This window comes from uncultured Caldilinea sp. (genome assembly GCF_937128415.1).
GTDB lineage: Bacteria > Chloroflexota > Anaerolineae > Caldilineales > Caldilineaceae > Caldilinea.
Window position 1 is genome coordinate 5,001 of sequence record NZ_CAKZMJ010000099.1, and the last position, 26,249, is coordinate 31,249.

20 protein-coding genes (1 of these 20 only partly in view) are annotated in these 26,249 nt (G+C 62.6%); 9 read left to right on the top strand and 11 right to left on the bottom strand.

The genetic code is table 11. The features are described 5' to 3' along the window. Together Q0367_RS19685 and Q0367_RS19690 are read left to right on the top strand one after the other, a co-directional pair. On the top strand, nucleotides 1–2,296 hold the 3' portion of the coding sequence (locus Q0367_RS19685) for an ATP-dependent helicase (protein ID WP_298984295.1). The gene continues 179 nt to the left of window position 1, outside the view; only the last 2,296 of its 2,475 coding nucleotides appear in the window; its start codon lies beyond the left edge, outside the window; its stop codon occupies nucleotides 2,294–2,296. 45 nt (nucleotides 2,297–2,341) lie between these two features. Then, entirely contained in the window at nucleotides 2,342–3,568 is a 1,227-nt protein-coding gene (locus tag Q0367_RS19690; RefSeq protein WP_298984297.1) for an AI-2E family transporter, read from the top strand. Between the two features lie 4 nt (nucleotides 3,569–3,572). On the opposite strand, the gene Q0367_RS19695 is transcribed toward Q0367_RS19690, so the two are convergent. Next, nucleotides 3,573–4,694: a DnaJ domain-containing protein gene (locus tag Q0367_RS19695; protein WP_297640150.1), complete on the bottom strand. Its 1,122-nt coding sequence runs from the start codon at nucleotides 4,692–4,694 to the stop codon at nucleotides 3,573–3,575. Between the two features lie 565 nt (nucleotides 4,695–5,259). Between Q0367_RS19695 and Q0367_RS21155 the strand changes: the two genes are divergently transcribed. Both Q0367_RS21155 and rocF read left to right on the top strand, forming a co-directional pair. Continuing rightward, the gene (locus Q0367_RS21155) at nucleotides 5,260–5,742 is read left to right on the top strand and encodes a L,D-transpeptidase (RefSeq protein WP_363325897.1); all 483 of its coding nucleotides are present in this window, start codon (nucleotides 5,260–5,262) and stop codon (nucleotides 5,740–5,742) included. A gap of 184 nt (nucleotides 5,743–5,926) precedes the next feature. Further along, nucleotides 5,927–6,856, top strand: a complete 930-nt coding sequence (gene rocF / locus Q0367_RS19705) for an arginase (protein ID WP_333889548.1) — start codon at nucleotides 5,927–5,929, stop codon at nucleotides 6,854–6,856. Nucleotides 6,857–6,981: 125 nt separating this feature from the next. On the opposite strand, the gene Q0367_RS19710 is transcribed toward rocF, so the two are convergent. The 3 genes from Q0367_RS19710 to Q0367_RS19720 all read right to left on the bottom strand — a co-directional run bounded on the left by Q0367_RS19710 (nucleotide 6,982) and on the right by Q0367_RS19720 (nucleotide 9,599). Beyond that, nucleotides 6,982–7,974 carry a zinc-binding alcohol dehydrogenase gene (locus tag Q0367_RS19710; protein ID WP_297640147.1) on the bottom strand — a complete coding sequence of 331 codons (993 nt, stop codon included), beginning with the start codon at nucleotides 7,972–7,974 and terminating at the stop codon, nucleotides 6,982–6,984. A 198-nt stretch (nucleotides 7,975–8,172) separates the two neighbouring features. Continuing rightward, complete coding sequence (locus Q0367_RS19715) at nucleotides 8,173–9,339, bottom strand: TIGR04053 family radical SAM/SPASM domain-containing protein (protein WP_298984301.1); 1,167 nt, start codon at nucleotides 9,337–9,339, stop codon at nucleotides 8,173–8,175. Nucleotides 9,340–9,341: 2 nt separating this feature from the next. Further along, nucleotides 9,342–9,599, bottom strand: coding sequence for a DUF2249 domain-containing protein (locus Q0367_RS19720; protein ID WP_297640145.1), 258 nt, complete (start codon nucleotides 9,597–9,599; stop codon nucleotides 9,342–9,344). A 418-nt stretch (nucleotides 9,600–10,017) separates the two neighbouring features. Between Q0367_RS19720 and Q0367_RS19725 the strand changes: the two genes are divergently transcribed. The 5 genes from Q0367_RS19725 (at nucleotide 10,018) to Q0367_RS19745 (ending at nucleotide 15,899) form a co-directional block, all read left to right on the top strand. Beyond that, nucleotides 10,018–10,698, top strand: coding sequence for a PspA/IM30 family protein (locus tag Q0367_RS19725; protein ID WP_297640144.1), 681 nt, complete (start codon nucleotides 10,018–10,020; stop codon nucleotides 10,696–10,698). 139 nt (nucleotides 10,699–10,837) lie between these two features. After that, a complete protein-coding gene (locus Q0367_RS19730) occupies nucleotides 10,838–12,094 on the top strand; it encodes a substrate-binding domain-containing protein (protein WP_297640143.1) in 1,257 nt (418 codons plus the stop codon). Nucleotides 12,095–12,104: 10 nt separating this feature from the next. After that, nucleotides 12,105–13,880, top strand: coding sequence for a VWA domain-containing protein (locus Q0367_RS19735; protein WP_298984304.1), 1,776 nt, complete (start codon nucleotides 12,105–12,107; stop codon nucleotides 13,878–13,880). A gap of 41 nt (nucleotides 13,881–13,921) precedes the next feature. Continuing rightward, complete coding sequence (locus Q0367_RS19740) at nucleotides 13,922–14,749, top strand: hypothetical protein (protein ID WP_298984306.1); 828 nt, start codon at nucleotides 13,922–13,924, stop codon at nucleotides 14,747–14,749. Nucleotides 14,750–14,756: 7 nt separating this feature from the next. After that, nucleotides 14,757–15,899: a branched-chain amino acid ABC transporter substrate-binding protein gene (locus Q0367_RS19745; RefSeq protein WP_297640140.1), complete on the top strand. Its 1,143-nt coding sequence runs from the start codon at nucleotides 14,757–14,759 to the stop codon at nucleotides 15,897–15,899. Between the two features lie 91 nt (nucleotides 15,900–15,990). Here Q0367_RS19745 and Q0367_RS19750 read toward each other — a convergent pair whose 3' ends face one another. The 7 genes from Q0367_RS19750 to Q0367_RS19780 form a co-directional block, all read right to left on the bottom strand. Further along, complete coding sequence (locus Q0367_RS19750) at nucleotides 15,991–17,064, bottom strand: glycosyl hydrolase family 18 protein (protein WP_298984308.1); 1,074 nt, start codon at nucleotides 17,062–17,064, stop codon at nucleotides 15,991–15,993. Continuing rightward, on the bottom strand, nucleotides 17,061–18,440 hold the full coding sequence (locus Q0367_RS19755) for a GH39 family glycosyl hydrolase (RefSeq protein WP_298984314.1): 1,380 nt from the start codon (nucleotides 18,438–18,440) through the stop codon (nucleotides 17,061–17,063). Before Q0367_RS19755 ends, Q0367_RS19750 begins: the two co-directional genes overlap by 4 nt. 39 nt (nucleotides 18,441–18,479) lie before the next feature. Continuing rightward, entirely contained in the window at nucleotides 18,480–19,571 is a 1,092-nt protein-coding gene (locus Q0367_RS19760) for a carbohydrate ABC transporter permease (RefSeq protein ID WP_298984310.1), read from the bottom strand. Between the two features lie 13 nt (nucleotides 19,572–19,584). After that, complete coding sequence (locus Q0367_RS19765; RefSeq protein ID WP_297640136.1) at nucleotides 19,585–20,544, bottom strand: carbohydrate ABC transporter permease; 960 nt, start codon at nucleotides 20,542–20,544, stop codon at nucleotides 19,585–19,587. 70 nt (nucleotides 20,545–20,614) lie between these two features. Next, complete coding sequence (locus Q0367_RS19770) at nucleotides 20,615–22,072, bottom strand: extracellular solute-binding protein (protein ID WP_297640135.1); 1,458 nt, start codon at nucleotides 22,070–22,072, stop codon at nucleotides 20,615–20,617. A 77-nt stretch (nucleotides 22,073–22,149) separates the two neighbouring features. Continuing rightward, the gene (locus Q0367_RS19775; RefSeq protein ID WP_297640134.1) at nucleotides 22,150–23,190 is read right to left on the bottom strand and encodes a LacI family DNA-binding transcriptional regulator; all 1,041 of its coding nucleotides are present in this window, start codon (nucleotides 23,188–23,190) and stop codon (nucleotides 22,150–22,152) included. Between the two features lie 561 nt (nucleotides 23,191–23,751). After that, nucleotides 23,752–26,223 carry an FAD-dependent oxidoreductase gene (locus Q0367_RS19780; protein WP_298984312.1) on the bottom strand — a complete coding sequence of 824 codons (2,472 nt, stop codon included), beginning with the start codon at nucleotides 26,221–26,223 and terminating at the stop codon, nucleotides 23,752–23,754. Between the last annotated feature and the right edge of the window lie 26 nt (nucleotides 26,224–26,249).

The window sequence follows — 26,249 nt, forward strand, 5'->3', positions numbered from 1 at the left end:
CACCAACAAGGCGGCGGCCGAGATGCGCGAGCGCATCGAGCGCATTCTGCACGAGCGATGGGGTGCGCCGCCTCCGGGTCAACCTGCGCGCCTCAGCGGCCTGACCATCGGCACCTTTCACAGCATCTGTGCACGCATCCTGCGCGTGGAGACGGCGCACATCGGTTTTCAGCCGAACTGGCTCATCTACGACAGCGCCGATCAGATCGCCCTCGTGCGCGCCGTCATGCGCGACTTGAATCTCGATGAGAAGCGCTTCCCGCCCAAAGCCATCCATGCGCACATCAGCAACCGCAAAAACGAGCTGGTCACCCCGGAGAACTATCAGAGCGCCTCGTACTTTGAAGAAATTGCCGGCAGGGTTTACCGCGCCTATCAGGAGGCGCTGGTCGCCAACAACGCCATGGATTTCGACGACCTGCTGCTGCGCACCGTGCTCTTGCTGCGGGACAACCTGGAGGTGCGCGTCAAATACCAGCGCAAATGGCCTTATGTGCTCGTGGATGAGTTCCAGGACACCAACCAGGCGCAATATGAGATGTTGCGTCTGCTGGTGGGCGAGCCGACCAACGCCCGCAATCTGTTCGTCGTCGGCGATGAAGACCAGTCGATCTATCGCTTCCGCGGCGCGGACTATCGCAACGTGCAACGCTTCCGTCGCGATTATCCCGACCACGTCGAGATTCTGCTGGAGCAGAACTACCGCAGCACCCAGACGATCCTGGACGTCGCCAATGCGCTCATCAGCCGCAACCCCAATCGCACGCCCAAGCGGCTGCGCACCGAAAATGGCCAGGGCGCGCCGGTGATGGTTTACGAGGCGTACAACGAGGTGGAGGAAGCCGCCTTCGTCGCCGACGAGATCGAAAAGCTCATCGCCAGCCGCGCATTTCAGCCCGGCGACTTCGCCGTCGCCTATCGCACCAACGCGCAAAGCCGCGCGCTGGAAGAGGCGTTTGTCATGCGCCAGATCAAGTACAAGCTGATCGGCGCCACGCGCTTCTACGAACGCAAAGAGATCAAAGACGCGCTCGCCTATCTGCGCATTGTGCACAACCTCGCCGACAATGTCTCCCTCGAACGCATCATCAACGAGCCGCCGCGCGGCCTCGGCGCCAAAACGGTGGAGGCGCTGCGCGACTGGGCGCGCGAAATGGAAGTCAGCGAGGGCGAAGCGCTGCAAATTTTGTTGCACGGCCCCGTGCACGCCGCCCAGGAGCTGGACAGACCCCTGCCGGCGACAGCCTATAAGGCGCCGCCGCTGAGCGCACGCGCCCAGAATGCGCTCAAGGATTTCGCCGCCCTGCTGGAGCGCTGGCGCAAGATGGAGCGCAGCGGCCGTTACGCCAGCGTCGCCGAATTGTTCGACGCGGTGATGGTGCAATCCGGCTACGTCGATCACCTGCGCGACGGCAGCGAGGAAGGCGAAGATCGCTTTGCGAACCTGCAGGAGCTGCGCAGCGTCGCCGCACAGTACACGCAAGACATGGAGGCGTTGCAGCCGGGGCAGACGCCACTCGGCCTTTTCCTCCAGGAGGTGAGCCTGGTGAGCGACGTCGATGAGATCGACGAGGGCGCGGGCGCCGTGACGTTGCTCACCCTGCACATGGCGAAGGGATTGGAGTATCCCGTCGTCTTTATTGTCGGCATGGAAGAGGGCATTCTGCCGCATAGCCGCAGCCTCGAAAGCGGCGACCCGGAGGACATGGCGGAGGAACGTCGGCTGGCCTACGTCGGGATCACGCGCGCCAAGAAGCGGCTCTATCTCGTCCACTGTTTCCGCCGCAGCCTGTGGGGAGGGGACAGCAACCTGCAGGAGCCCAGTCGTTTTCTGGACGACATTCCAACCCATCTGCTGACCGGCATGGTGGATGCGCGACGCCGGCGCGAGGCGAGCTATCAGCGCCTAACCACCTGGCGCAGCGAGGAGAGCGAGCGCGCCGTCGCCCCGGGTCGAAGTCAGACGGGTGGTTACTGGAGCGGGCGCTCGAAGTCTGCGTCGGCGAACAGGACGGGGAACGCACAGAGATCGTCCGATCAACGATCTACAGCCAATGGTGTATACTGGACTCCAGGAGATTCGACCGGCTCGTCAAAACGAAATCCCACATCTGCCAAGACGGACGGAGAGCTTCGATTTAAGCGGCGCGATAGCGTCCAGCATCCTAGCTTTGGCGTGGGAACGGTGATCGAGAGTGAACGCACGCGCGATGGCGACGAGCAGGTGACCGTCGCCTTTCCGGGCGTAGGCATCAAAAAATTGTTGGCGTCGTTGGCGAATCTGAAGAAGTTGTAGGCGTCAGATTTTCCCCGAAGTCTGGTTCGCAGGGGGCGACTGCTGATGACCCATCGAATCCATCCATCTCCTCCCTGGCCGCGCAACGTCAAGACGATCGTCGCGGTGGCGTTGCTGTTGGCGGTGGCGCTGGCCTTCTGGCGTTTTTTTGAGTTCGTCGAGCTGTTTGCGTTGGCGGCGCTGTTAGCCTTTCTGCTCAGCCCTGTTGTGAACGCCTTGCGACGGTGGGCGCGGCTGCCGCAGCCGTTTGCAATTGCGCTCGCCTATTTGCTCTTCGGCGCGGTGGTGAGCTTGCTTGTTCTGCTCGTGGGCGCTGCTGTGCAAAGTCAGATCGCCGGACTCGTCGTCAACGTGCAGGAGACGTTGCGCGGTTTGATGGACCTCCTCACCTGGCTCCTGACGCGATTGACCGCCGTTTTGCGCCAGATCGGAGGCTCGCGTCTGCAGTTGCCTCAAGTCAATGATTTGATGCCGCAATTCTACGAGTCGTTGGCCGGTCAGATGAGCGGGTTCATCGGCCAGGGCGGCACTCTGGTGACCGGCGTGGCCCAGACTGCCCTCCTGACGGTGACGCGCACCATCGTGCTATTTGCGCTCTCGATTTATCTGTTGGTGGACGGCGCCCGCATCTTCCATTTCTTTCAGAAAGCTGCAGAGCAACTCGGCTACGGCGAAGACGCCGCCGTTTTGCTGGCCGACTTCACGAACATCTGGAAAACCTACTTCCTGGGTCAGTTGCTGCTGGCGGTGATCATGAGCGTCGCGGTGAGCGTCGTTTTCTTTGCGCTGCGCGTGGACAATCCGATCATGCTGGGTCTGATCGCCGGGCTGTTCGAGCTTGTGCCCGTGCTTGGACAGTATCTTACGATGGTGGTCACCGTGATCCTGGTCTTTTTTCAGCCAGAGCCGCCTGGGGGCTTACAGCCATGGCTGTACACGTTGCTGGTGGCGGGCGTGCTTTTTAGCATCCAGCAGATTCAGGGCAACGTGATCCTTCCTCGTCTGCACGGTCGTTCGCTGGCCATCCATCCCATGTTGATTCTGCTTGGGGTGCTAATCGGCGCTTCGTTCGCCGGCGTGTTTGGAGCCATTCTCGCGCCGCCTGTGCTGGCGACGATCAAATTGTTCGGCGGTTACACCTGGCGCAAACTGCTCGACCTGCCTCCGTTTGAGGCTCAGGAAGAGGAGCTCACGGTCGCCGCCGCCAGTGACGTCAAGCCCGCCGCCTCGCTGCATCCGCTTGGAAAAGAGCCGGTCAATCAGGCCAAATAAGCGGCTACAGCCCCACCGGCGGCAGATCCATCGGCGGCTCCGTCAGTAAGTCCCCGCGAATCCACCCACCGAAATTGGTGAGAAACCAGACATAGCCGCGGCTGACGGTGTACCCCACCAGCTGAATCCGCGCGCCCGGCGGCGCCGTCGTCAGCACGGGAAAGCGCGTGTCCGGCCCGCTGCGGATGTTGGAGGCCACGCGCGTCGTCGCCAAAGCGTAGGGGCGTGTGTGCGTCACATCTTTGAATTCGGGTTCGAGCGTCTTGCACGCCTCGCGGAAATAGGCAGGCGCCGCCTCGAGCACGGCGGGAACGCAGTCTTCAGGGAAGGTCAGCGCGTCGGGCGCTGCACCCGCCGGCGCCGAAGCTGTGCGGACGGAGCGTTCACCGGATGATTCGAGAGGGTCGGACGTCGTCGACGCTCCACCGTTCGAGGCGAGCGTTTGCGTCATCAACACCAGCCAGAGCGCCGCTCCCATCAGGAGCGCCGACGCGACGCCCACCCAAACCCGGCGTCCTCCTGGCTGCGCGCGTCGGGAATAGATGCGTTGCGTTGCACGCCGAGATGCGGCCGAAGGAGAACTTCTCTCTACAGTGGACGCTTTCTGCACGACCGGCGCATAGTTGCGGAAAAGTGTGCGCAGCACCTCTTCGTAGGCGACGTGAACGCGCCAGCGATTCTGGGCAATGTCGTAGCGCCGCGCAGAAGCAGGAATGCGTCGCTGCAGATCGGCGAGCAGGTCCGCCATATTGTCGGCGTGGCCAACCACAAAGACAATCTCATCGCCGATGCGTTTTTGATAGCTCAACCAGGCGCCGCGCAAACCGGTGCGCGTACGGGTTGCGCCGTTGGCAGCGCGTCCGACGCTCGATGCGCGCTCGCTCGGACGCGGGACGCAGGACGGACGTTGCGCTGCGGCGAGCATTTCATCATAGCGACGTCGCCTTTCCGGATGGCGCAGCGTATTGTACGCCTCATTCAGCTCTTGCATGCGGCGATGCGCTTCAGGCGAAGGGTTGAGATCGGGATGCACCTGGCGCGCCAGACGCCGATAAGCCGCTGCAATCTCCGCCTGCGTCGCATCTGGCGCCACCTGCAGAATCTGATAGTAAGTCCCAGACGCCATAACAAGGGGCAGCGTACCACAACTGCGCCGAATCCGCCAGATCGCAGCGTGTGGTACAATGGGCGGCAGGCCATGGTTTCTAGAAATCGGGTTCTGGAATCGGGCGCAGGTTGTTGGCGACCGGTGTAACGAAGAGGACGCATGTGCAGATAGCGATGGATGTGTTGATGGATAGAAAGGATGTAAAACGATGATCCGCCTGTGGGACCACGTCGGGCGCGCGCTGCTGCTGGCGTTTGGACTCGTCCTGTTGACGAATGCGGCCGCGTTCGCCCAGCACGACGGCGCAATCACGGTCCCGTCCGCCAATGCGATCGTGAGTGGGACGGTGACCGTTGAGGGATTTGCTACGCATCCAACGTTTCGGAAGTGGCAGCTCGATCTTTTGCTCGACGGAGACGCCGATCGGGCGACTTTTCTCGCGCTGGGAGAAAAGCCGATAGTTGCTCCTTCCCCGCTTCTGACGTGGGACACAACGCCTTACCCCAACGGCGAGCATCTGCTCCGACTGCGAGTGGTGCACAGCAACCTCAACTACGAAGAGATCTTCTCGCCCATCGTCATTATGAATGGCGACGCAGCGCCTCTTGCCGAAAAACCGGAAAGGGCGGAAGCAGAAACCAAACCCGAAAATCCATCCCAAGGAACAGCCGAAGCGGCCCCTGTCGTCTTCCGCACAGACGCGCCGCCCGACGGCGAACGCTGGATCGAGGTGATTGTTTCCGAACAGAAACTGATCGCCTGGCAAGGGGATACACCGGTGTTCGAGACCATCGTGAGCACCGGCAAGCCCGGATTTGCGACGATTCCGGGCGAATTTCGCATCTACGTGAAATACGACAAGACGCGCATGCGCGGCCCCGGTTACGATACGCCCGACGTGCCCTGGACGATGTACTATTACCGCGGTTTCGCCATCCACGGCGCCTACTGGCACAACAACTTCGGGACGCCGGTCAGCCATGGTTGCGTCAACCTGCGCGTGCCGGAGGCCAAGGCGCTCTATGACTGGGCGAGCGTGGGCACGCGCGTGGTGGTGAGACCCTGAGACTCCCGTCGTGGTGCATACAGGCCTGTATGCACCACGCTCTCCTTCTTCTCCACCGATTGGAAATTCTTCTCACCCCAGCGTAAAAGCCGATTCATGTCGTTGGACGCAGAGTCTGTTCACCTAATATGCGCTCCTGGTGTAGGATAAGGAACCATCGATCCAACACATTGAGGGCAAATCAATGGAAATGAACCTGCATCCGCGTCGGGTCAAAATCGTGGGCGTGCCGATGGACCTGGGCCAGCAGCGCCGTGGGGTGGACATGGGGCCAAGCGCCGTGCGTTACGCCGGCCTCTATGACCGTCTGACGCAGCTCGGCCACATGGTGCACGACATCGGCAACGTCCCCGTCGCCGGCCGCGACGAAGAGGAGGTGCGCAGCGAACGCTGGATCGAGACGGCCGGCGGCGGCTTGCGTCACCTTTCGGCGGTGACAGCCGCCTGTCGCGCCATCTATGATGTGGCGCAAAAGCTTCCCGCCGAGGACTTCCCCATTTTTCTTGGCGGCGATCATTCGATGGCGATCGGCACGATCGGCGGCATGGCGACGAAGGGGCCGCTTGGCGTCATCTGGATCGACGCCCACGGCGATTACAACACGCCGGAGACGACGCCTTCGGGCAACATTCACGGCATGCCAATGGCGGTGCTCAGCGGCCTGGGGCATCCCGATCTGGTCAACCTGGGCGCGCCCGGCGCCAAACTGCGGCCACAGGAGATCGTCATGATTGCGATTCGCGACCTCGACCCGCAGGAGCGCATTGCGCTGGCGCACAGCGGCATCATCGTTTACACCATGCGCGACATCGACGAGTTGGGCATGGCGACGGTGGCGCGGCGCGCGCTGGCGCGGCTCAACCGCATGCCGCGCATCCACGTCAGCCTCGACATGGACGCGCTCGACCCGAGCGTGGCGCCCGGCGTCGGCACCCCTGTGGCGGGCGGCCTCACCTTTCGCGAGGCGCATCTCCTCATGGAGATCCTGGCGGAGTCGGAAAAGGTCTGCTCGCTCGACATCGTGGAGGTCAACCCCATCCTCGACGAAGGCAACCGCACGGCGGAGATGGCTGTGGCGTTGACGGCGTCGCTTTTGGGGCAGCAGATTTTATAGGCGTTCCGTCCTCGCATGGGGTCTTCTCCCCAAAAGGACAGCAACAGCGCTCAAACTGTTCCCATAGCCAGGCGGAGACGTTCCGCCAGAGGCGGCTCCCTTCATGGGATGTGGTTGCCGCTGGATCACGGCCTGGCCCACTGAAACGCCGCCGTGATCAGCGCTGCATTCGGCTCGGCCAACTCGGCGTACGTCTCGGCGGCGGCTTCAGGCGGGCGCACGTCGCTGATCACCCCGCTGACGTTAAGCGCACCGCGCGCCATGAAGTCGAGCACGGCGCGCAGATCGCGCGGCTGCGCGTCGCGCGGCACGAAAAACGTCAGTTCGCGGCGAAAGGCGGGCTGATAGGGGACGGAAAAGGCGTCGACGTAGCTGCCCTGGATCACGACGCGCGCGCCGGGGTCGGCGCCGTCGTCCCAGGGTTTCAGTTTCGCCGTCTCGATGGCCTGCGGCAGCGCCGCCGGCGCGCCGGTGGCATCCACCACGACGTCGGCGCCTGCGGGGAGGATGCGGGCGAAGGTGGCTGCGAGCGTCCCGTCGACGAGATGGGCCTCGATTCCGGCCCGGCGCGCCGCCGCCACGCGCACGGGCGACAGGTCGGCGGCGACGACGCGCGCGCCGGTCAGCGCATGAAGCCGCGCCGCCAGCGCGCCGATGGCGCCCAACCCCACCACGGCGACGGTCTCATGCGGTTTGGGCCGGCTGAGCCGCACGCCGCGATAGGCGATGGCGGCCAGATGCGCGGCGCTGGCGTGCAGCGGGTCCACGCCGTCGGGCAGCGGATAGAGCTCCCGTTCGCTGCGCACGGCGTGGCTGACATGGCCTCCCCACGTCAGATTGACGTCGGCGGCGGCTGTGCCATTGCAGTAGACGAGGGTTCCCTCCGGGATGGATACGCCTTGCCCCCGCGCAAGGACGCGGCCGACGAGCGAGTAGCCGGGAACAAAGGGAAAGAGGGCGCCCTCCTGTTTCCCGGCCAGACATCGCAGTTCAGTGCCCGGGCTGATCAGCGTATAGAGCGCCTCGACCAGCGCCTCGCCGGCCACCGGCGCGGGAATTTGCACTCTTTCGATGGTCAAGTGGTTGGGCGCTGTAAAGAGAATAGCTCTGGCTTGCATGATTTTTTCGCCTCATTTGCGGAATCCAGGCTTCCAGGATGCTTGCGGCTTGCTGGAAGAAGAGACAAAATCTTGCGATTCACCGAGGAGGTGCGGCTTCAGGCCGCACCTCCTTTTGCTCAATTCGCCCTGTCGATTGCCAGGTTCAACGGCGTAACATGAAATGAGTGATTCATTTTACCGCGCCGGCGTTCATTTCTACGAAACACCTTTGCAAGAAGCTATCGACATCGCTTTTCCCGTGGCGCTGCATTTTTCATCGCGCGGCTGATAGGGGCAGAGCGGGTCGCTATCGAGCGGATCGCCGGTGGCGGCGTAGGCGCGTGCACGGGAGCCTCCGCAGATAATGCGAAACGCGCAGGCGCCGCATTTCCCTTGCAATCTGTCCGGATCGCGCAAGGCCTGGAAGAGGGGGCTCTCTCGATAAATGCGCGGCAACGGCGTTTTCCGCACATTGCCGGCGCTCAGCGGCAGGAAGCCGCTGGGAAAGACCTGACCGATATGCGAGACAAAGACGATCCCATTGCCATCGCGAACGCCGAATCCTCGGCCTGCGGAGGTCGCCAGGATGGCTTCCTCCGACAGGCGGCGACGTAATTTTTGCACCAGGATGCGACGATAGTGGTGCGCCTCGGTGGTCTTGATGAGAAAGGGCGTCGTCGGGTTGCGCGTCAGCTCTCCCAGCCAGTTCAGCAATTGCTCGCTCTGGGCGGGCGTCGCTTCCACCAATCTGGCCCCGCGTCCGGCGGCGATCAGAAAGAACAGCGCCCAGCGGGTGACGCTCCAGGAGCGCAGTTCGTCATAGATGGCGGGAATATCGTCCAGCGTTTGGGCGCTGACCAACGTGTTGATCTGCAGCGGAATGCCTCTTGTGGCAATCGCCTGCGCCGCGGCTTTTGTCCACGCAAACGAGCCGGCCACGCCGCGAAAGGCGTCATGGCGGGAATCTGTCGAACCATCCAGGCTGAGGGCGATGCTGCTGACGCCGGCCTCGTGCAGCGCGTTGACGATGGTCTCCGTCAGCGCTGCACTTCCCGCCGGCGTGATGGAAACCGAAAGACCCAACCTGCGCGCCTCAGCGATCAGGTCGAAGAGATCCGGACGTTGCAGCGGATCGCCGCCGGTGATGACCAAATGCGGCGGAGCGTCGCCTCCAAAATCTGCAATTTGGCGGAGCAGCGCCTGCGCCTCCTGGGTGGTCAGCTCCCAAGAGCTGCGCCGGAGAATGGCGCCGGCTCGACAATGGACGCACGCCAGCGCGCACGATTGCGTGGCTTCCCAATAGACCAGCCTGGGCGCTTGAGCGTAGACGAAACGCTCCTGATGAAGCTGAAACAGTGCAGGCTGTCGGACGTCCACCGCCATAATTACGCCGCCTTGCCGATCTGCACGCGCCAGACCTCCGGCCCTTGCTCCAGATAGTTCCAGGTGAACTGTTCGGGGCGTTCATGAAGGAACTGATAATAGAGCGGCCGCGGGTCGTGATCGTTGACCAGGATGAACGCCTCGCCCGGCGCAAGCTCGTCGAAGGTCTGGAAGATCAACGGATGGCGTTCGCGCGGCGCAAGCCGCCGCACGTCGATCAGGGTGGACTGTCCCTCAGGTTGAGAATGCACCGTCGTCATGATAAGCTCCTCTGTTTGTCACCGTATCTCGAATGTCTGGCGTGACTCGAATGTCTCGCCGGAACCGATTGTTCAGAGAAGATTGAAAAGAAAATAGCGAGGGTTGACAGCGACTAAAGTCCCATGCACCGAGGGGATCGCCCGAAATCCTCTACGGCGAACCGCCACAACGTCTGCGTCAGGGAGGTCAGATGTCAGCAAGGGGCAATCCAGCCGTCAGCGGATTGTCATTGTTTTTCCCGGTTGCTCCATCTATAATGACGGCTAGAAACGGGGCTGCAACCGCAGGCGTATCTCCATCGTATTGAAACGTGGAGTCACGTTCCGGCGTAGCCCAAGTGGCCGGTTTCACCCGTTCCCGTTGATTCCGTTTCGGCGCAGCGCGTTCAAACAGACAAAATTCAGGGAGGATAACCAGATGGCGTCTTTATTGGACAAAATTTCAGTGTTGATTTCCGCCAATCTTCATGCTTTGGTCGATCAGGCGCTCAAGAGCAACAGCCTTGCCGTCATCGACCAGTACATCCGCCAGGTTGAACAAAATCTCGAAGACCTGGAGGACGCAGCCGCAACCGTAGGCGGCGAAGCCAAGGCGCTCAAACGCAAACTGGTCGAACTCGAGCAGAAGGAAGATGAGCTCGATCGCGCCATCGACGCCTTTTTACTCGAGGGCAATGAGGCGGCGGCTGTGGCGGCCCAGAGCCGGCTGAACAGCACGCAGCGGCTGGTGGAGACCTACAAAGAGCAGCTTCAGCGTCAGGAGGCGGAGTTCCAGAAGCTGCTCGATGCCAAGGTTAAGCTGGAAGCGCGGCTGGCGACCATGAAACAACAGCGCGAGGAGCTGCAGGCGCTGCTCGAGCTGGCGAAGAGCAAAGAGACGACGATCAAGGCGATGAAGAGCCTGGACGACCTCATGGGCGCCGGCGACAGCGACATCGAGCGCATTGCAGGCAGCATTCGCGCCCGCCTTGACAAAGCGACGACCGCCTCGGAGATTCGCGCCGCCAGCCTCGATAAACAGATGGACGAGATTCTGGAGCGCAGCGCACTCAACAGTCAGCTCGCTGAGCGCAAGAAAAGACTCGGGATTCAGAATTAAGCGCTTGTTGCACAGATATGCAGGCTGGGCGCTGAATCAGCCCCTGGCCTGCATGTCGTCGCTTTCAACTTTTCCCTTATCAATGCTTCTGAACCAGTGCTTCTGAGGACGCCGCCTCGGATTGCGAGCAAGATAGCCGATGAACCGAACACGCATTATCTTTGTTTCTATCATCGCAGCGACGTTGCTCATCATCGGGCTGACGGTGCTGCTGACCAATCAGGGCGGCGGGAGCGCCGGCGCGAGCCTCACCGTGCAACGGCCGGACGTCGTCTCGATCCGCATCCTCACCTCGCTGCCGATCGAGCCATGGGTGCGCAACGCCGCCGAACAGTTCAACGCCGAAAAGCGCACCATCGACGGCGCGCCGATCCAGGTGCAAATCGAAGCGGTGGACGGCCTGACGGCGTTGGGGCGTTGGGATCGCAATGAATACGGAGCGTTGTTGAACGGCCAGACGCCTGAAACATTGACGGACGAGGAGCGCAAGGCGCTGGAACATTTTCCCGTGGCCTGGATTCCCGACAGCCGCTATCTGGTGGAGCTGGCGAACGCCTCCTACAAAGAGCGGCTGGGTCGCGACGTCTTTCTGACCGACGGCGAGTATCGGGCGCGGCCCATCGCCATCAGCCTCTTCGCCTGGGGCCTCTACGAGAGCCGCGCCAGAGTGCTTGAACGCAAGTTCGGCGAAATCAACTGGCGGACGATCCACGACGCCGCCATCGCAGCGGGAGGATGGCCCGAGTTGGGCGGCGAGGCGGCCTGGGGCTTCTTCAAGCTGGTGGTGCCCAATCCTGCGCGCAACGTCGGCGGTCTGGCCGCCATGATCGCCGCCGCCGGCGAGTACTATGGCCGCACCAACATCTCCGTCGAGGATGTCGTCAACCCTGAGTTCCAGAAGTGGTTGAAGGAATTGATGGGCGCCGTCACCGACTTCAGCAGCTCGACCGCCTACACGGCCGAGGATTTTGCGCTGTTTGGCTATAGCGTCGGCGACGGCGGACAATTGCTCGAAAGCGATCTGCTCCAGAATATGCAAGGCATCATCACGCGCTGGGAAGATCCGCTGAGCATTTATTATCCTCAATATCTGACCTGGTTCGATTTCCCCTTCTCCGTGTGGGTGGGCCCGGAGACGACAGCGCTGCAGAAGAATGCAGCGTTGGAGTTTCAGCGCTACCTGCTCGGCGACGAGCAGCAAAAGGCGGCGCTCGCCTATGGATTGCGCCCGGCGAATCCCAACATCGCGGTGGATGCGGCGCCGGAGAGCCTGTTCACGAAGTGGGCCGAGCGCGGCGTTCTTTCCATCGTGCCGCGCACGACCGCCATGCGCAGCCCGGATCGAGACACGTTGCTGGCGCTGCTGCGCTGGTTCGATCTGAATGTGAAACGGTGAGGGCAGCGACATGAGCAAACCATCCTTTCGCCCCTCAAAACGTGCGACGCAGAATCGAGCCGCCGCACTGGTGCTTGTGATCCTCCTGCTTTTCGGCTGCGGCGCAACGGTCGTGGTGAACACTGTGCGGCAGGTTGTCGATCTGTTCACGAGCGAAGCGCCCGCCGCCCCCACGCCGACCTTCACCTGGGCGCCGGACAGCGCCGTGTTGACGGCGGCGGTTTCGCCGGTGATGGCCCCGGTGCTGCGCGAGCTTGCCGAGGAGTTCAATCGCCAGCAGCGGCGAACGCCTGACGGCAAAAACATGCAGGTTGAGATTGTGACCTATGAGCCGGAGGAAATGGTGCGCGCCGCCCAGCTCCGCCCGCCGTTCCAGGCCATCTCGCCGGATAGCAGCCTGTGGCTCGACCGCCTCGAGCAACTATGGCAATCCTCGTTCATGGAGCAAGGTCGAGAGGGCGAGAGCGCCATCCCGATCGGGCAACGTCGCATCGGCGCCCAGCAGCGCTATGCGGTCAGCCCCATCGTGCTGGCGGCGTGGGAGGATGTGGCGCGGCAATTGGGCTGGCCCGATGCGCCGGTGCGCTGGCAGGACGTGCAACGCCGCGCCAAAGAAGACCCGGATTTCAAATGGAGCCACCCTAACACCAATCACGCCAGCGGCCTGCTCGCCGTGCTTGCGGAATTCTACGCAGGGGCAGGCGTCACGCGCGGGCTTACGGTTGAACTGGCCACCCGCCCCGACGTGCTTGAGTACGTCAAAGCGGTCGAGGGCACGGTGCGCTTCTACGGCGAAAACGAGGATCGCGTGGTGGAGCGGCTCGAGCAGGAAGGCCGCAACTTTCTCGACCTCTTTGTGGCCCAGGAGCGAGTCGTCATCGACTGGAATCGACGTCACAGCGGCGAACGCCTGATCGCCATCTATCCGGCCGAAGGCACGCTGTGGACCGACCATCCGCTGGCCCTGCTCGAACTCGGCCAGCTTGAGGAAGAGCTGGCGGTGACGGCGAATCAGCGCCGCACTTTTCAGGCGTTCGCCGAATTTCTGACCGCCGAGCCGGCCCAGCGCCGCCTTCTTGCTGCAGGCTATCGACCGGCGGATCTGAGCATCCCGCTCGAAAGCGAAGGCAGCCCCTTTGCAGGGACGGACGCCGTCGACTGGCGACAGCCGCAGACCACGTTGCAGATGCCGCCGGCCGAAGTCGTGGACGTGGTGCGCGACTACTGGTATTACACCAAACGCCCCACCAACGTCTATCTCGTCGTCGACACCAGCGGCAGCATGGAGGGGGCCAAATTGACGGCCACCAAACGCGCGCTCAAGGCCTTTCTGGCGCAGATTCGCGGAGACCGCGACCGCGTCGGCATCATCGAGTTCGGCTCCGGCCTGAAGGATTACAGCCTGTTGGCGCCGCTCGATGATCCGACCCGCCGTCGCCTGGAGAATATGATCGACCGCATGGAGGCCGGCGGCGGCACCGCGCTGATCGACGCCGTTTACGCGGCCGTCGCCACCCTGCAGGAGGAGAACCAGCCCGACGCCATCAACGCCGTGGTGGTGATGACGGACGGCCTGGAAAACGAAAGCGCTCGACGGCTCTCCGACCTGCGCGTGCTGCTGCGCAGCAACCCGTCGCTGCCGATCGTGATCTTCACCATCGGCTTTGGCCGCGACGCCGATGAAGCCGCACTGACGGAGATAGCGCGCATCGGCGGCGGTCAGTTCCGTCGCGCCGATGAAGCCGACATCGAGGAGCTGTATCGCATCATCTCGACCTATTTCTAGGAGCGTAGGCCCTGAATCACGCAACACGCACCAGACCGGCTATGTCCGACATGCGCACCGAAGTGCAGCGCCAGGCGCGCAACGCCATCCTGCAATATGCAATTTTCCGGTGGGAAAGCGCCGTCGTCATCGCGGTGACGCTGCTCGTCTATTTCCTGGCGCCGGGGCCGTTGGGGCTGCCGCGCGAGCTCTGGCTGGCGTTGGGGCTGATCGGCCTGGGGCTGATCGTCTACTCCAGCCTGACCGACGCCGAGACGAACGCGCGCGTAATGTTGGAGCTGTTTCAAGAGCAACTCGATCCCAGCCGCATCAAGGATAAGACGCTGCGCGCCGAAGTCGAAGAGGCGCTTGAATATCAACGACGCATTGAGATGCAGGTGCGCAAACAGCGCGCCGGGCTGATCCGCGAGCGCCTTGAAGACGCCGCCAATCAGATCTCCGACTGGGTGAGCAACATCTACCAGCTCGCCCTGCGGCTCGACGCCTACCTGGCCGACGACCTGCTCACGCGCGACCGCACCCGCCTGCCGCAGGACATCCAGCAGCTCAGCGAAAAGCGCGCTCGCGAGCAAAATCCCGACGTCCAGCGCCAGCTCGATGAGGTGATCAGCAGCAAGCAAAATCAATGGCAGACGCTGCGCCAGCTCGACGCACGCATGAAACAGGCGCAGCTTCAAATGGAACAGAGCCTGACCGCGCTGGGCACCGTCTACGGCCAGGTGCAGCTGCTCAACGCCGAGGCGATCAACAGCGGTCGCGCCGAACGGTTGCGCAACGACATTCTGGAGCAGGTCAAACGGCTGGATGACCTGGTGAGCAGCCTCAACGAAGTGTATCGCTACGATGGCTTACAACAACAGATGAATTGAGACGACGATGAACAAACGATTGCTTTGGATGCTTCTGCTTCTCCTTTTCGCCATGATTGCGGCGGGATGCAATCGCAACGCCGGCCCCACGCGCGGGGATGTGATCGTCTACGTCGCCGTGCCGTTGAGCGGCTTTCAGGCTAACGGCGGGCAGACGGTGCTGGGCGGCGTGCGACTGGCCGCAGCTGAGATCAACAACGCCGGCGGGCTGCTCGGCTATCGCGTGGTCGTGCGCCCGCTGGACGATGAGTCGGACAGCGAAGTGGCGGTCGAACAGGCGGAGACGATTCGGCAGGCCATTGCGAACGGCGAGCGCGTGCTGGCGGTCATTGGTCATCTCAACAGCGGACAGACGCTGGCGGCCATGGAAGTTTACAAGGATCTGCCGCTGGTGGTGATCTCTGCTACGGCGTCGGAGCAGAGCCTGACGGAGCGCAATTACGACAATTTCTTTCGCGTCAACGCCAACGACGCCGTGCAGGCGAAGGTCTGCGCCGATTTTCTCGTCGATCGGTTGAAGGCCACATCGGTCGCCGTCTTGCACAACGACACGGAATACGGTCGCGGGCTGGCGACCAGCCTGATCGAGAATTTACAACAGCGCGGGGTCGGCGTTGCAGTGCGGATCGAGGTGCAGGAAGGCCAGAGCATTTACACCGACGAGGTGGCGAAGATTCGCGCTGCCGCGCCGGACGCCATCTTTTATGCGGGCTATGAGATTGAAGCGCCTTATCTGCGCGCGGCGCTGGTGGAAGCAGGCGTGACCGCGCCCATGCTCGCCAGCGACGGCGCTTTTCTGGCCGCCACCATCGACGAGGCCAACGGCGCCGCCGAAGGAATGTACGTCACCGCCTTTGCGCCCAGCCCCCGCAACGTTGCCGACAGCCGCTGGATCGAAGCCTATCAGGCGGTCGAGTATCGCAACCCGGACACCTATTCGGTCAACGGCTACGTCGCCATGCAGGTGCTGGCCGAGGCCGTGCGCAAGGCGAATGCTTTCGAGCGCAACGCAGTGACCAACAGCCTGCGCAGCGAGCGTTTTGACTCGCTCCTTGGCCCCCTGCGCTTCGAGCCGGACGGCGATCTGGTGGACCCGAAGATTTGGGTCTACCAGGTTGTCAACAGTGAGTTCGTTCAGGTGGAAAACTGAAGCGCATCCGGTCCACGAAGGGGCGCGAAGATGCCCGAAAGGGGAAGATAGGAAAGTTTCTTCGTGCGCCTTCGTGGCTCAACCAAGATGGCTATGGGCCGCCTTCAATCCACTCCCGAATCGCCCGCCAGTTTTCCGGGTCTTCGCCGCCCAGCCGCCAGATGGCGATGCCGGCCAGGTCCGGATGCGCCGCCGAGATGGCGGGCAACTTGACGCGCAAATTTTCGGCGTCGGCGAAGTAGACGGTGTAGCGGCCATCGTCGTAGCGGAACCAGGCCTCGCCGGATTCGTCGCGCTGGATTGCGGCGTTGTACATCTGGGCCGTTTTCACCGCCTGGCGCCATTCGATGCCCCTGCCGGAGCCGCCCACCCATTCGTAGCCGTAGAAATGGATGCCCACGTAGGTTTTGCGCGGCGGCGCGACGGTGGCGGCGTAGCGGAGCACTGCGTCGATCCAGGAAAGCGGCGCAATTGGCCCGGCCGGGCTCGCGCCGTGATGGTAGTCGTAGGTCATGATCTTGAAACGATCCACCGCTGCAGCGAGGCGGGGCCAATCCTGCGCAGCCGGTCCACCCCAGGCGCCGGCGTCGTCGGTTTTGGCGTGCACGGCGATGGACAGTTCTTTGTTGCGGGCGTGCAGCGCAGCCGCCAGCTCTTCGATGAAGAGCGTGAAGAGGTCCCGGTCTTCGGCGGCGAGGCTCTCGTAGTCGATGTCGACGCCGTCGTAGCCGTTGCTCTCGACCAGCTCGACGATGGCCGCAATGTGGTTGGCGCGCGCCTCCGGCGTTGCGATGGCGGTCAGCACCGCCTCCCGGCTGAAGCCGCGGTTGACGATGGAGGGGACGACGCGCATCCCCAGGGCGCGCGCCCGCTCGAGCGCCGGCTGACTTTTGACGCCGCCTGAAATGCGCCCGTCGCGGCCCAGCTCATACCAGAAGAAATTCACTTCCCGGATCAAATCGGCGTTCGCCGTCAACGTGTCAATCTCCAGCTGACCGGCGTAGGGCGCCCAGATCGTCACCTCAGGACGGCGGGGCGAGGTTTCCACAGTCCGTTCGCTTGCAGTCATCCCATCTCCCTTTTCAGGCTCAGGCGCTGCAACAGCGCCCAGCAACATCCCGAGCAAACAGAGCGCCGCCAACAGGCGCGAGATCGTCCTGCTCATGGCTCTTGCATCACCCACAACGTCATCGACCGTGCAGGCGCCTCAATCATCGCAGGCAAGTCGAGTTGGGCCGTTTCGACAAGCTCCGCCCGGTGTTCGTCGTCGAAGCGATAGACGTCCACGCGCAGGCTCGATGCTCCCTCGACGTGCAGCGGCAGCGGGATCGCTTCATCCTTGCGATTGATCAGCAGCAGCGTGAGCGCGCCGTCCGCGCGGCGGGCGGCGACTGCGTTCACCCACGACTCGCTCGACGAAGCTGCGACCTGGTGGTCTCCAAACATTCGGTAGAGACGGTAGACGTAGTAGGCGGGCCGCGGCGCATAGGGGGTAAGCGCGCCGTGCCCCTGCGCCATTCCGCTCACGAGCAAGAAGTAGTCGGCGACATCGACGCGCTCTTGAATCAGCCGCGCCAGGACATCGCCGAGCCAGAGCGCGCTGAGGAAAGAATCCGGCGTCGTTGCGCCGCCCGCCGCGTTGCTCCAGTGGGAGTTGAATTCGGTGAAGCCGATGGGCAGATCGCGGCCGGTTTCGTTGCGAACCACTGCGCGCAGGTTGCGCACGATCTGATTCCAGCGCGGGCTGTCTGCGAGCAGCTCTTCCGGCGTCGCGGAGGTGCGCTCGACGTTGTTCGGGAAGGGGTAGCGGTGCACGGTGACGATGTCCACCAGGTCGCCGTTGGCCGCCAGAAAAGTGCGCAGCCAGTCGCGGCCGGCGCTGTCTTTGGGATCGACGTCTTCCGCGCCCGTGAACTGATGGATTTCCGGCCCTAACAACTGAATCGCGGGATCGACGGCTTTCATCGCCTCGGCGAAGGCGCGCCACGCCGTCGCGAACTCCTCGGCGTTCCAGCCTTTGCCCATCGCTTCGTAGAGGCTGGGTTCATTGCCGATCGACCAGAAGCGAATGGCGTAGCCCTTCTCTACATTGGCGTAGCGAACCAGCGCCGCCGCCTGCTCGGGCGAACTGTTGGGAAAACGGACGTGAATGTAGGGTTCTGCACCCAGGCGCCGCGCCAATGTCACGAACTGATCCACCTGCAACGGCGTCACGGTGTTCTCATCGCCCCAGGCGCCGCCGGGCCAGCGCAGATGGCGAACGCCCATCTCCTCGGCGAGCGGCAGCGTCTCCGGACGCAGCGAGACCCAGGGGCCGTAGTTGGAGCCAAAAAGGAACGGGCTGATCGGCCCAATCTCGTTCGTTGGGTCGATGAACACGCCTTGCTTCTGCGGCGAAGGCGGCTCTGAGGCTGCAGGCGCAATCGGGGTGCAGCCGGTCATCGTCCAGAGCAGGATGAAACAGGCTGCGAGAAGGCCGGCCCGGCGGACGTTCGACGACGCCTTTTTGTTGGACCTTCTGAAGAAGCGCGCGATTTGCATGTTCACGTTCACACTTTCCATCTCACGCACGGGGCCCGTTCATTTTTCGACGCCGGTGATCACCACACCCTGCATAAAGACGCGCTGCGCCAGGAAGAAGAGCAGCACCGGCAGCGCCATCGCCATCAACGAGGCGGCCTGGATCAACGGCGGGTTGGAGCCGTAGAGATTGTTGAAGCGGGGCAGCGCCACCGCAATCGGCTGCAGGTCAAAGCGGGTGGAAAGATAAAGCAACGGGCCGAAATAGTCGTTCCAGGCAAAGACCAGGTGGAAGAGCGCCACCGCCAGCACGACCGGCGCGCACTGGGGCAACAAGATGGAGATGAGGATGCGGAAGGGATTGGCGCCGTCCATTTGCGCCGCTTCATCGATCTCGCGCGGGATCGTCAACATATACTGCCGCAACAGAAAGACGTTGTAGGCGTTTGAGAAAAAGTGCGGCACAGTCAGCGGCAGCCACGTGCCGACCCAGCCGATCGCCACAAAGAAGGCGTAGGTGGGCACGATGGTCACGGCGGCGGGCAGAAAGATCGTCGAAAGCAACAGGGTGAAGAGGAAGCCGCGACCGGGGAAGCGAAAGCGGGCGAAGCCGTAGGCCACCAGCGTCGAAGAGATCACGGTGCCGGTCAGCCCGATCAGGGCGATGGCCAGGGTGTTGCGAAAGAGAATGGGAAAGTCGATCTTTTCCCAGGCCTCGCGATAGTTGCCCCAGGCAGGATGAAGCTGCCAGGGCCGTTGCAGCGCGCGCCAGGAGCCGCTCCATTCGATCTCGCCCGCCTCCGGATGATCGGGGTCGATGAAGGTGCTCTGTTGCCGCCCCTTGCGCACAATCGCCAGCTCTCGCACGCTGCCGTCTTCCAGCGGCACCAGGTAGAGCTCCAGCTCTTTGCCCTCATATTCAAAAACGCCCGGGATCGCGGGCCAGACTGGAGCGCCCGGCTGCATCATCTGGGCGGTTGTTTTCAACGAGGTGAAGACCATGTTGAAAAAGGGCAAAAGAAAGAGAAAGGCCAGGAAGGCCGTCACGAGCGTCACCACTGCGGAGCGCACGATCACGCTCCAGCGAATCGACCGGCTGCGTCGTCGCTCTGTCGCAACCGCCTGCATGGAGGAAGTTGTCGCCGTCATCATTCACCTTCCTGTCCTACCGACTTTCCGCTGCGTAATACACCCAATATTTGGCGGTTTGGAAGAGCGCAAGCGTCACCGCCAGGATGATCACGAAGAGCAGCCACGCCATCGTCGCGCCGTAGGCCATGTTCTGATAGGTGAAGAACGTCTTGTAGAGATAGAGATTGTAGAACATGGTGGCGCCGCCCGGCGCCCCGGTTCCCTGGTTCAACACCAGAGGCACCGTGAAATATTGAAAGAGACCGATGAGCGAAAGCGTCAGATTATAGAAGATCACCGGCGAAATCATCGGCAGCGTGACGTTGAACATCTGCCCCCACCAGCCAGCGCCGTCGATCTTGGCGGCGTCGTACAGCTCCGTCGGCACGCCCTGCAGAGAGGCGAGGAAGATCAACATGGCGTTGCCGATGCCCCACAGCCCTAGGATCACCAACGCCGGATAAATCCATACGGTGCTGTTGAGCCAGTTGGGCGGATTGGCAACGCCCACCCAACGTAGAAATTGATTGATCCAGCCGGTCTCTGAGTTGAGCAGCGCCCCCCATACAAAGATGGCGGCGACGAAGGGCACGATGTACGGGAAATAAAAGAGCGTGCGAAACAGCCCCTTGGCGCGTAAAGAGTCGCTGTTCAACAGAATGGCCAGCCCCAGCGGCAGGATCAGGCCGACCGGCAGCGCGATCGCCGCAAAGCGCACGGTCACCAGCAGGGACGACCACACCTGCGGGTCGCGAAAGAGCCTCTGGTAATTGCTGCCGCCGACGAACTGGGTGGCTGCGCCGCTGAGGTTGAAATTGGTGAAGCTCATCACAAACGTCGCTACGGTGGGGATCAAGGTGAAGGCCAACAGACCGACGATGAACGGAGAGATGAACAGATACCCCCACATCGCTTCGCGGCGCGCCAGCGCTCTCGAGCCGCCGGTGCGCGTCCTGGGGCCAGGATGGGGCGCTGCTTTGCTGATCACGGCCATGCTTTCACTCCTGAGGAAAACTCATTGGGCGACGCAGTGATGGCAACTGCGTCGCCCTGACTCAACTTCCTTACTGCGCTGCGTCGAAGATCGCCTGCAGATCGGCCTGCAACTTGGCCGCCTCGGCGTCCAGATCGAGATTCTTCTCGTTGACCATCAGGCTGTCCAGGGCGCTGACGCGATCCCACACCTGGCTCCAGTTGGGCACATACGCTTCCGCGCTGGGCACGTCGGGGTAGCTCAAACCGGCGGAGATGGCCTCCCAGTTGGTGACCCAGGGGAACTGTTGTTGTTTGGTGGCCAGCCACTCGTCGAAATCGGCGGTGCGCGCCGGCATGCCTCCGTAGACGGCCAGCAGGTCCAACGAACCCTCGCCGATGAGGAACTTCAGCACCTCAAACGCCTCTTCGGGATGCTTGGTGTCCTTCAGAATGCGGAAGGTGTCGGCGTCAATGCGGCTGTTGACCTTGCCGGCGGCGTCGGTCGGCATGGCCGCCAGGTCCCAGCTCTGGCCGGCGTCGGCGATGCAGCAGGTGTACCAGCTCGGCACGACGGCCATCGCAATCTTGCCGCTGGAGAAGGCGTTGCCGCTGCCGAATTCCGGCGACTGGACGACCGGGCCGGTGGGAATGAAGGGCTGGTCTCCCCACATGCCGCTGTGCCACCATTTCCAGCCGTTCAGCCAGCCTTCGGGAATTTGCGCCGTCCGGCCATCGGGAGCGAGCAGGCTGTTGGCGCCGCCCAGGTAGGTGCCGATGTAGTTGGGATGGGTCTGCCACTGGAAGATGAAGCCGTACTGCACGATCTTGGTGGCGTCGAACTCCGGCATCGTCGCATCTGCGCCGGTGGCGTCTACGGTGAGAATTTTGGCCAGCTCCGTCAACGTGTCCCAGTTCCAATCCACCTCTGTGCCGTCCGGCATGATGTACTTCTCACCGTAACTGCGGGGCGGATAGTTGAGGCCGGCCTCGTCGAACATCTCCGTCTGATAGAAGACGGCGGCGGGGAAGACGGCGAAGGGCAGACCGGCCTGCGCACCCTCCTCGGTCTGGTACATGTTCACCAGCGCCGGATTGAACTGCGTCAGGTCATAGCCGTCCGCCTCGATCAGCGGCGTGAGATCGAGGTATTGACCGTAGAAGGCGTTCGAGCCGCCCCAGCCGACCGGCCCCACGATGTCCGGCCCGCTGCCGGAAGCGATCTGCGTGGCCAGGACGTCGCGGGCGGATGCGTTCGGCACAAATTCCGCCACCAGTTCAATGCGATCCTGCGACTCATTGAAGCGTTTGATCACCGCCTCCTGGGCAGGGATCTGATCTTCGCTGGAGCCTGTTCCCAAGCCGACAAACCATCGAATCTGCACGCGTCCGGTGGCTGCAGCCGGTGCAGCGGCTGCAGGCTGCTCGACCTGCGCCGGTTGTTCAGCCGCAGCCGGCGCAGCTGGCGCTGGCGCCGCCGGCGTACCACACGCGGCGGCCATCGCTGCAATCAGCAACAAGGAAAGCGAGAGGAAAAAGAGTTTGCGCATACGTGAAGTTCTCCTTACTTTGAAAAACGATCGACCAAACAATTGTATGTGGACCTGCATCGCCGCTGAACCTTGATTTACGTCCGGTTACAGCCACACGATTGGCGGATCACCAATTCCACAGGCAGGCGGGTGGCAAGCTCCGGCGTCTCTCCGGCCAGGAGCGACAACAACTTGCTGGCGGCCACGTACCCGGCCTGCTCCACCGGCGCGTGCACGGTGGTGAGCGGCGGGTTGAGGTGAACCGAAAAGGGAATGTCGTCAAAGCCAACGACGGCCACATCTTCCGGCACCGAGCGTCCGTTGCGCCGCAACGCAGCCAGGACGCCTGTCGCCGCATCGTCATCGCCGGCGAAGACGGCGTCGAAATCCACCCCGCGCTCGATGAGCTCCTGGATCGCTTGCTCTGCGCTGATCGAAGAGTAATTGCCGCGCGCCACCAGCTCCGGATAGACCGGGACCCCGAGTCGCTCCATGGTTTGGCGAAACGCTGCTTCGCGCTCTTCGGAATCGAAGTTGCCGACCGGCCCGCGCAGATAGACGATTCTTCGCCGTCCGTGCACCTGGACAAGATGCTCCACGACCTGACAAAGCCCTGTCGTGTTGTCAAAGCCCACGTAGGGAATTCTGGCGTTGGACGGCGGCGTGAAGAAAAGCAACACCATCGGGAAGCCGCGCTCGTAGTTGCGCAGCAACTCCGCTTGATCCATGCTGTTGACGAAAACCAACATGCCATCGGCGTTATGTTCGCCGATGGGGCTATGTCGCCAGGGCGCAGGGTCGGGAACGCGCAGGCTGGCGTGCACCAACAGTTGATACTCGGTCGGACGAATTGCGTTTTCAACGCCGCGTAGCAAGGGGGCGAAAAAGTTGTTGCCCACCTCGGGCAGCAACAACCCGATCGTCTCCGTCTTGCGCACCGCCAGGTTGCGCGCAGCCAGATGAGGCGTATAGTTGAGCATCTCGATCGCCTGCAGCACGCGTTGCTCCACCTCCGGCGAGACGGGCGCAGTGTCGTTCAGCACGCGGCTCACAGTTGAGATGGAGACGCCGGCCAACCGCGCCACATCGGAAATGGTGGGCCGAGGCCGAGGTTTTCGCTGGTCATTGTGGATCATTGGATTCTCTGAAAGCGCTTTCACAGTACGGCAGCGTTTATGCTGATGTTCTTGTTCACAAGAATCGACGGATACTCGAAAGACAAAAGCAAACCGATAAATTTACAAAACGATCGGGATAAGGGAGCGTCTTTTCTCTGGAAAATGGTTCTAAATGCAACTTGCGCCGACAAAAAAACAATCGACGCATGCGGTGAGATTTTACATCAATAATGGAACTTTGTCTTGAGACGATCTGAAAGCGTTTTCTGAAAGCGCTTTCAGCATAGCAGAGATTTCTTCACTTGTCAACCCCTTTTTAGTTTTCTTCTTCCAGGATGATGCTCCGGCGCGGGGCCGACCATGAGGAGGCGTCCGTTGCGCCCGGTCAGCCGCATGCGCGCGTTGCCCCTCGTGGGGGAACGCCAGAAGTTTTTACGAGCCGATCCCTGCCACGCACACGTCGTCTTCCTATGGTTTATGATCTGTCGCCGTAATTCAGCAGACGCGCTACAACGTCGCCTCTGGGGAAGTTGTCATAAAACGCCTGAGCGCTAAATTCAGGGTGAGCTCCGTTGCGCATCAGCCTTTGAGGCGCTGCATTTGCGGATCGTACAGCGGTTCTGCAGCCACCGTCGCTCGATGACGCACGCCGAAGTAGGCGACCTCGACCTGAGTCCCCGGCGCTGCGAACGCAAGCGGCAGGTAGCCGTAGAGAATATGTCTGCCCACGGCGTAGCCGTAATTGGCGCTGGTGACGTAGCCGATGCAGCGATCGCCGACGAAGATGGGCTCCTTGCCCAGCGCCATGGCGTCCGGCGCATCGAAGGTCATGCAGCAAAGCCGACGCTGAACGCCGGAGGCTTTGGCCTGCAGCAACGCCTGGCGACCGATGAAGTCTCCCTTATCGAGTCGCACCGCCCACTCAAGGCCCGCTTCAAACGGGGTGTCGTCCGGGTGCAGGTCCTGGCCCCACAGGCGATAGCCTTTTTCCAGCCGCAGCGAGTCGAAGGCGCCGGCGCCCGCTGCGATCATCTCGAACGCGCGGCCCGCCTCCCACAGCGCATCCCACAGCGCAGCGGCGAACTCGGTGCGCGTGTGCAGTTCCCAGCCCAACTCGCCAGCGTAGGAGAGGCGCAGCGCCGTCGCCGGAATGGCGCCGATCTCGATCTCCTGCGCCGTGTAGTAGGGAAAAGCGGCGTTGCTCACGTCGGCGTCCGTCACCTTCTCCAATACGCGGCGGGCGTTCGGCCCCCACAGCCCAACAGCGGTGTATGCGGAGGAGGCGTCCACGATCTGCACCGAGCCGTCCGTCGGTGCATGACGTTCGAGCCACGCCAGGTCGCGCGGCAGCAGCGCGCCGCCGGTGATCACCCAGAAGCGCTCTTCGCCGAGGCGGACGACGGTCAGGTCGGCCTGGATGCCTCCGCGTGCGTTCAACAGGCTCGTGTAGATGACCTTGCCGATCGGCCGGTCGATGCGGTTGGCGCACAGCCATTCCAGGAAGGCCAGGCTGCCCGGCCCGCGCACCTCGATCACAGCCAGCGCAGCCAGGTTGAAGAGGCCGACGTTATTGCGCACCTCTAAATGCTCCGCGCCCTGGATCGGCGACCAAAAGCGCGCCTCCCAGCCGCTGCGCTGCGGAATGCGCGCTGCGTATTTTGCAAGCAGGCAGGCGTTGGCCTCATACCACTGGGCCACTTCATAGCCGGCGCTTTGAAAGAAGACGGCGCCCTGCTCGACCAGCCGACGATGAAAGGGGCTGAGGCGCAGGTTGCGCGGCTCGCCGATCGGCTGCAGGGGATGCACGATGTCGTAGACCTCCCGATAGTTCTGCGCACAGCGCAGGTCGATGTAGCGCCGGGTTTTCTGGTGGGGCAAAAAGCGGTTGATGTCGGCCTCATGTACGTCGATGGCCGGCTCGCCGTAAGTCATCCATTCGGCGATGGCCTTTCCGACGCCGCCTGCGTGGGTGATCCAGACGCCGACCGCCGTCCACAGCCCGCGCACTGCGCTTTCTCCCATCACCGGGAAGCCGTCCACAGTGAAGGCGAACATGCCGTTGAAGGCGTGCGACAGCCCCGCGCCGCGCAGCGCAGGAATGAGCTCTTGCGCAGCGCGCCAGGCCACCGTGTAATGCTCCGGCGTGAAGGGGAGTTGCGCCGTCTTGCCCAGCTTGCGAGGGTGCACCATCAGCGGCTCATGGCGATAGTTGCCTATCCCGTAGGCGTCCCAGTGTTGCCGGAAATAGAGCGAGTAATCCTGGTGGCGCAGGATAGGATGGACGATCTCTCGGCCGCCCGCCGCCTGTGCGAACTCGGCCAACGCCGGCAACGGCGTCGAGATGGTGTACTGATGTTGGGCGGCGAGCAGCGGGATCACCAGCCCTGCCTTTTCGCTGAGGGCCGGCGCCCAAATGTTGGCGCAAAGCAGCGCGGTCTCGCATTCGATGCGCCCACGTTCGGTGACGACCGCAGCCAAATGGCCGCGGCGGACTTCGATGTCGACGACGGACGCCTGCTGGAAAAACTGGACGCCCGCGATGCGCGTCGCCTCGTTCGCCAGCGAGCCGGCCACATGCCAGCCGATCACGTTCGTGTCGAGCGGGGCGTAGAAGCTTCCGTGGATCACCCTCGGGTCGAGAAGAGGGATATGCGCCAGCGTCTCTTCCGGCGTGAGCAGATGCGCTTCGACGCCGTAGCTGGTCGCCACGCCCTGTTTGCGTTTCAGATCTTCCATGCGCTCCCGCGTGTACGCCACCTCAAGCCCGCCGACGCGGCGCACCATCGGCCGGCCCGGCTCAAAGTCCGGCAGACGGCTGTAAATTTCAACCGACTGCACGGCGAAGTGCGTCATCATGCGGCTGTAATTGGTCACATGCATGCCGCCGGGCGCATGGCTGGTCGAACCGTCGTTGTAGGGCAGCGCGCCTTTATCGAGGACGATCACATCGCGCCAGCCGAGCTGCGCCAGATGATAGGCGGCGCTGCAGCCGACGATCCCGCCGCCGATGATCACAAGCCGCGCCGCAGAAGGCAGCGTGTTCTGCGCCATGGGGAAGCTCTCCTTTGGAAGATGCA

Bases quoted from the DNA above. Each gene is read 5' to 3' on its own strand.
- Q0367_RS19690 (WP_298984297.1), top strand. From the start codon at position 2,342: ATGACCCATCGAATCCATCCATCTCCTCCCTGGCCGCGCAACGTCAAG.
- Q0367_RS19695 (WP_297640150.1), bottom strand. From the start codon at position 4,694: ATGGCGTCTGGGACTTACTATCAGATTCTGCAGGTGGCGCCAGATGCG.
- Q0367_RS21155 (WP_363325897.1), top strand. From the start codon at position 5,260: ATGAATGGCGACGCAGCGCCTCTTGCCGAAAAACCGGAAAGGGCGGAA.
- rocF (WP_333889548.1), top strand. From the start codon at position 5,927: ATGGAAATGAACCTGCATCCGCGTCGGGTCAAAATCGTGGGCGTGCCG.
- Q0367_RS19710 (WP_297640147.1), bottom strand. From the start codon at position 7,974: ATGCAAGCCAGAGCTATTCTCTTTACAGCGCCCAACCACTTGACCATC.
- Q0367_RS19715 (WP_298984301.1), bottom strand. From the start codon at position 9,339: ATGGCGGTGGACGTCCGACAGCCTGCACTGTTTCAGCTTCATCAGGAG.
- Q0367_RS19720 (WP_297640145.1), bottom strand. From the start codon at position 9,599: ATGACGACGGTGCATTCTCAACCTGAGGGACAGTCCACCCTGATCGAC.
- Q0367_RS19725 (WP_297640144.1), top strand. From the start codon at position 10,018: ATGGCGTCTTTATTGGACAAAATTTCAGTGTTGATTTCCGCCAATCTT.
- Q0367_RS19730 (WP_297640143.1), top strand. From the start codon at position 10,838: ATGAACCGAACACGCATTATCTTTGTTTCTATCATCGCAGCGACGTTG.
- Q0367_RS19735 (WP_298984304.1), top strand. From the start codon at position 12,105: ATGAGCAAACCATCCTTTCGCCCCTCAAAACGTGCGACGCAGAATCGA.
- Q0367_RS19740 (WP_298984306.1), top strand. From the start codon at position 13,922: ATGTCCGACATGCGCACCGAAGTGCAGCGCCAGGCGCGCAACGCCATC.
- Q0367_RS19745 (WP_297640140.1), top strand. From the start codon at position 14,757: ATGAACAAACGATTGCTTTGGATGCTTCTGCTTCTCCTTTTCGCCATG.
- Q0367_RS19750 (WP_298984308.1), bottom strand. From the start codon at position 17,064: ATGAGCAGGACGATCTCGCGCCTGTTGGCGGCGCTCTGTTTGCTCGGG.
- Q0367_RS19755 (WP_298984314.1), bottom strand. From the start codon at position 18,440: ATGCAAATCGCGCGCTTCTTCAGAAGGTCCAACAAAAAGGCGTCGTCG.
- Q0367_RS19760 (WP_298984310.1), bottom strand. From the start codon at position 19,571: ATGATGACGGCGACAACTTCCTCCATGCAGGCGGTTGCGACAGAGCGA.
- Q0367_RS19765 (WP_297640136.1), bottom strand. From the start codon at position 20,544: ATGGCCGTGATCAGCAAAGCAGCGCCCCATCCTGGCCCCAGGACGCGC.
- Q0367_RS19770 (WP_297640135.1), bottom strand. From the start codon at position 22,072: ATGCGCAAACTCTTTTTCCTCTCGCTTTCCTTGTTGCTGATTGCAGCG.
- Q0367_RS19775 (WP_297640134.1), bottom strand. From the start codon at position 23,190: ATGATCCACAATGACCAGCGAAAACCTCGGCCTCGGCCCACCATTTCC.
- Q0367_RS19780 (WP_298984312.1), bottom strand. From the start codon at position 26,223: ATGGCGCAGAACACGCTGCCTTCTGCGGCGCGGCTTGTGATCATCGGC.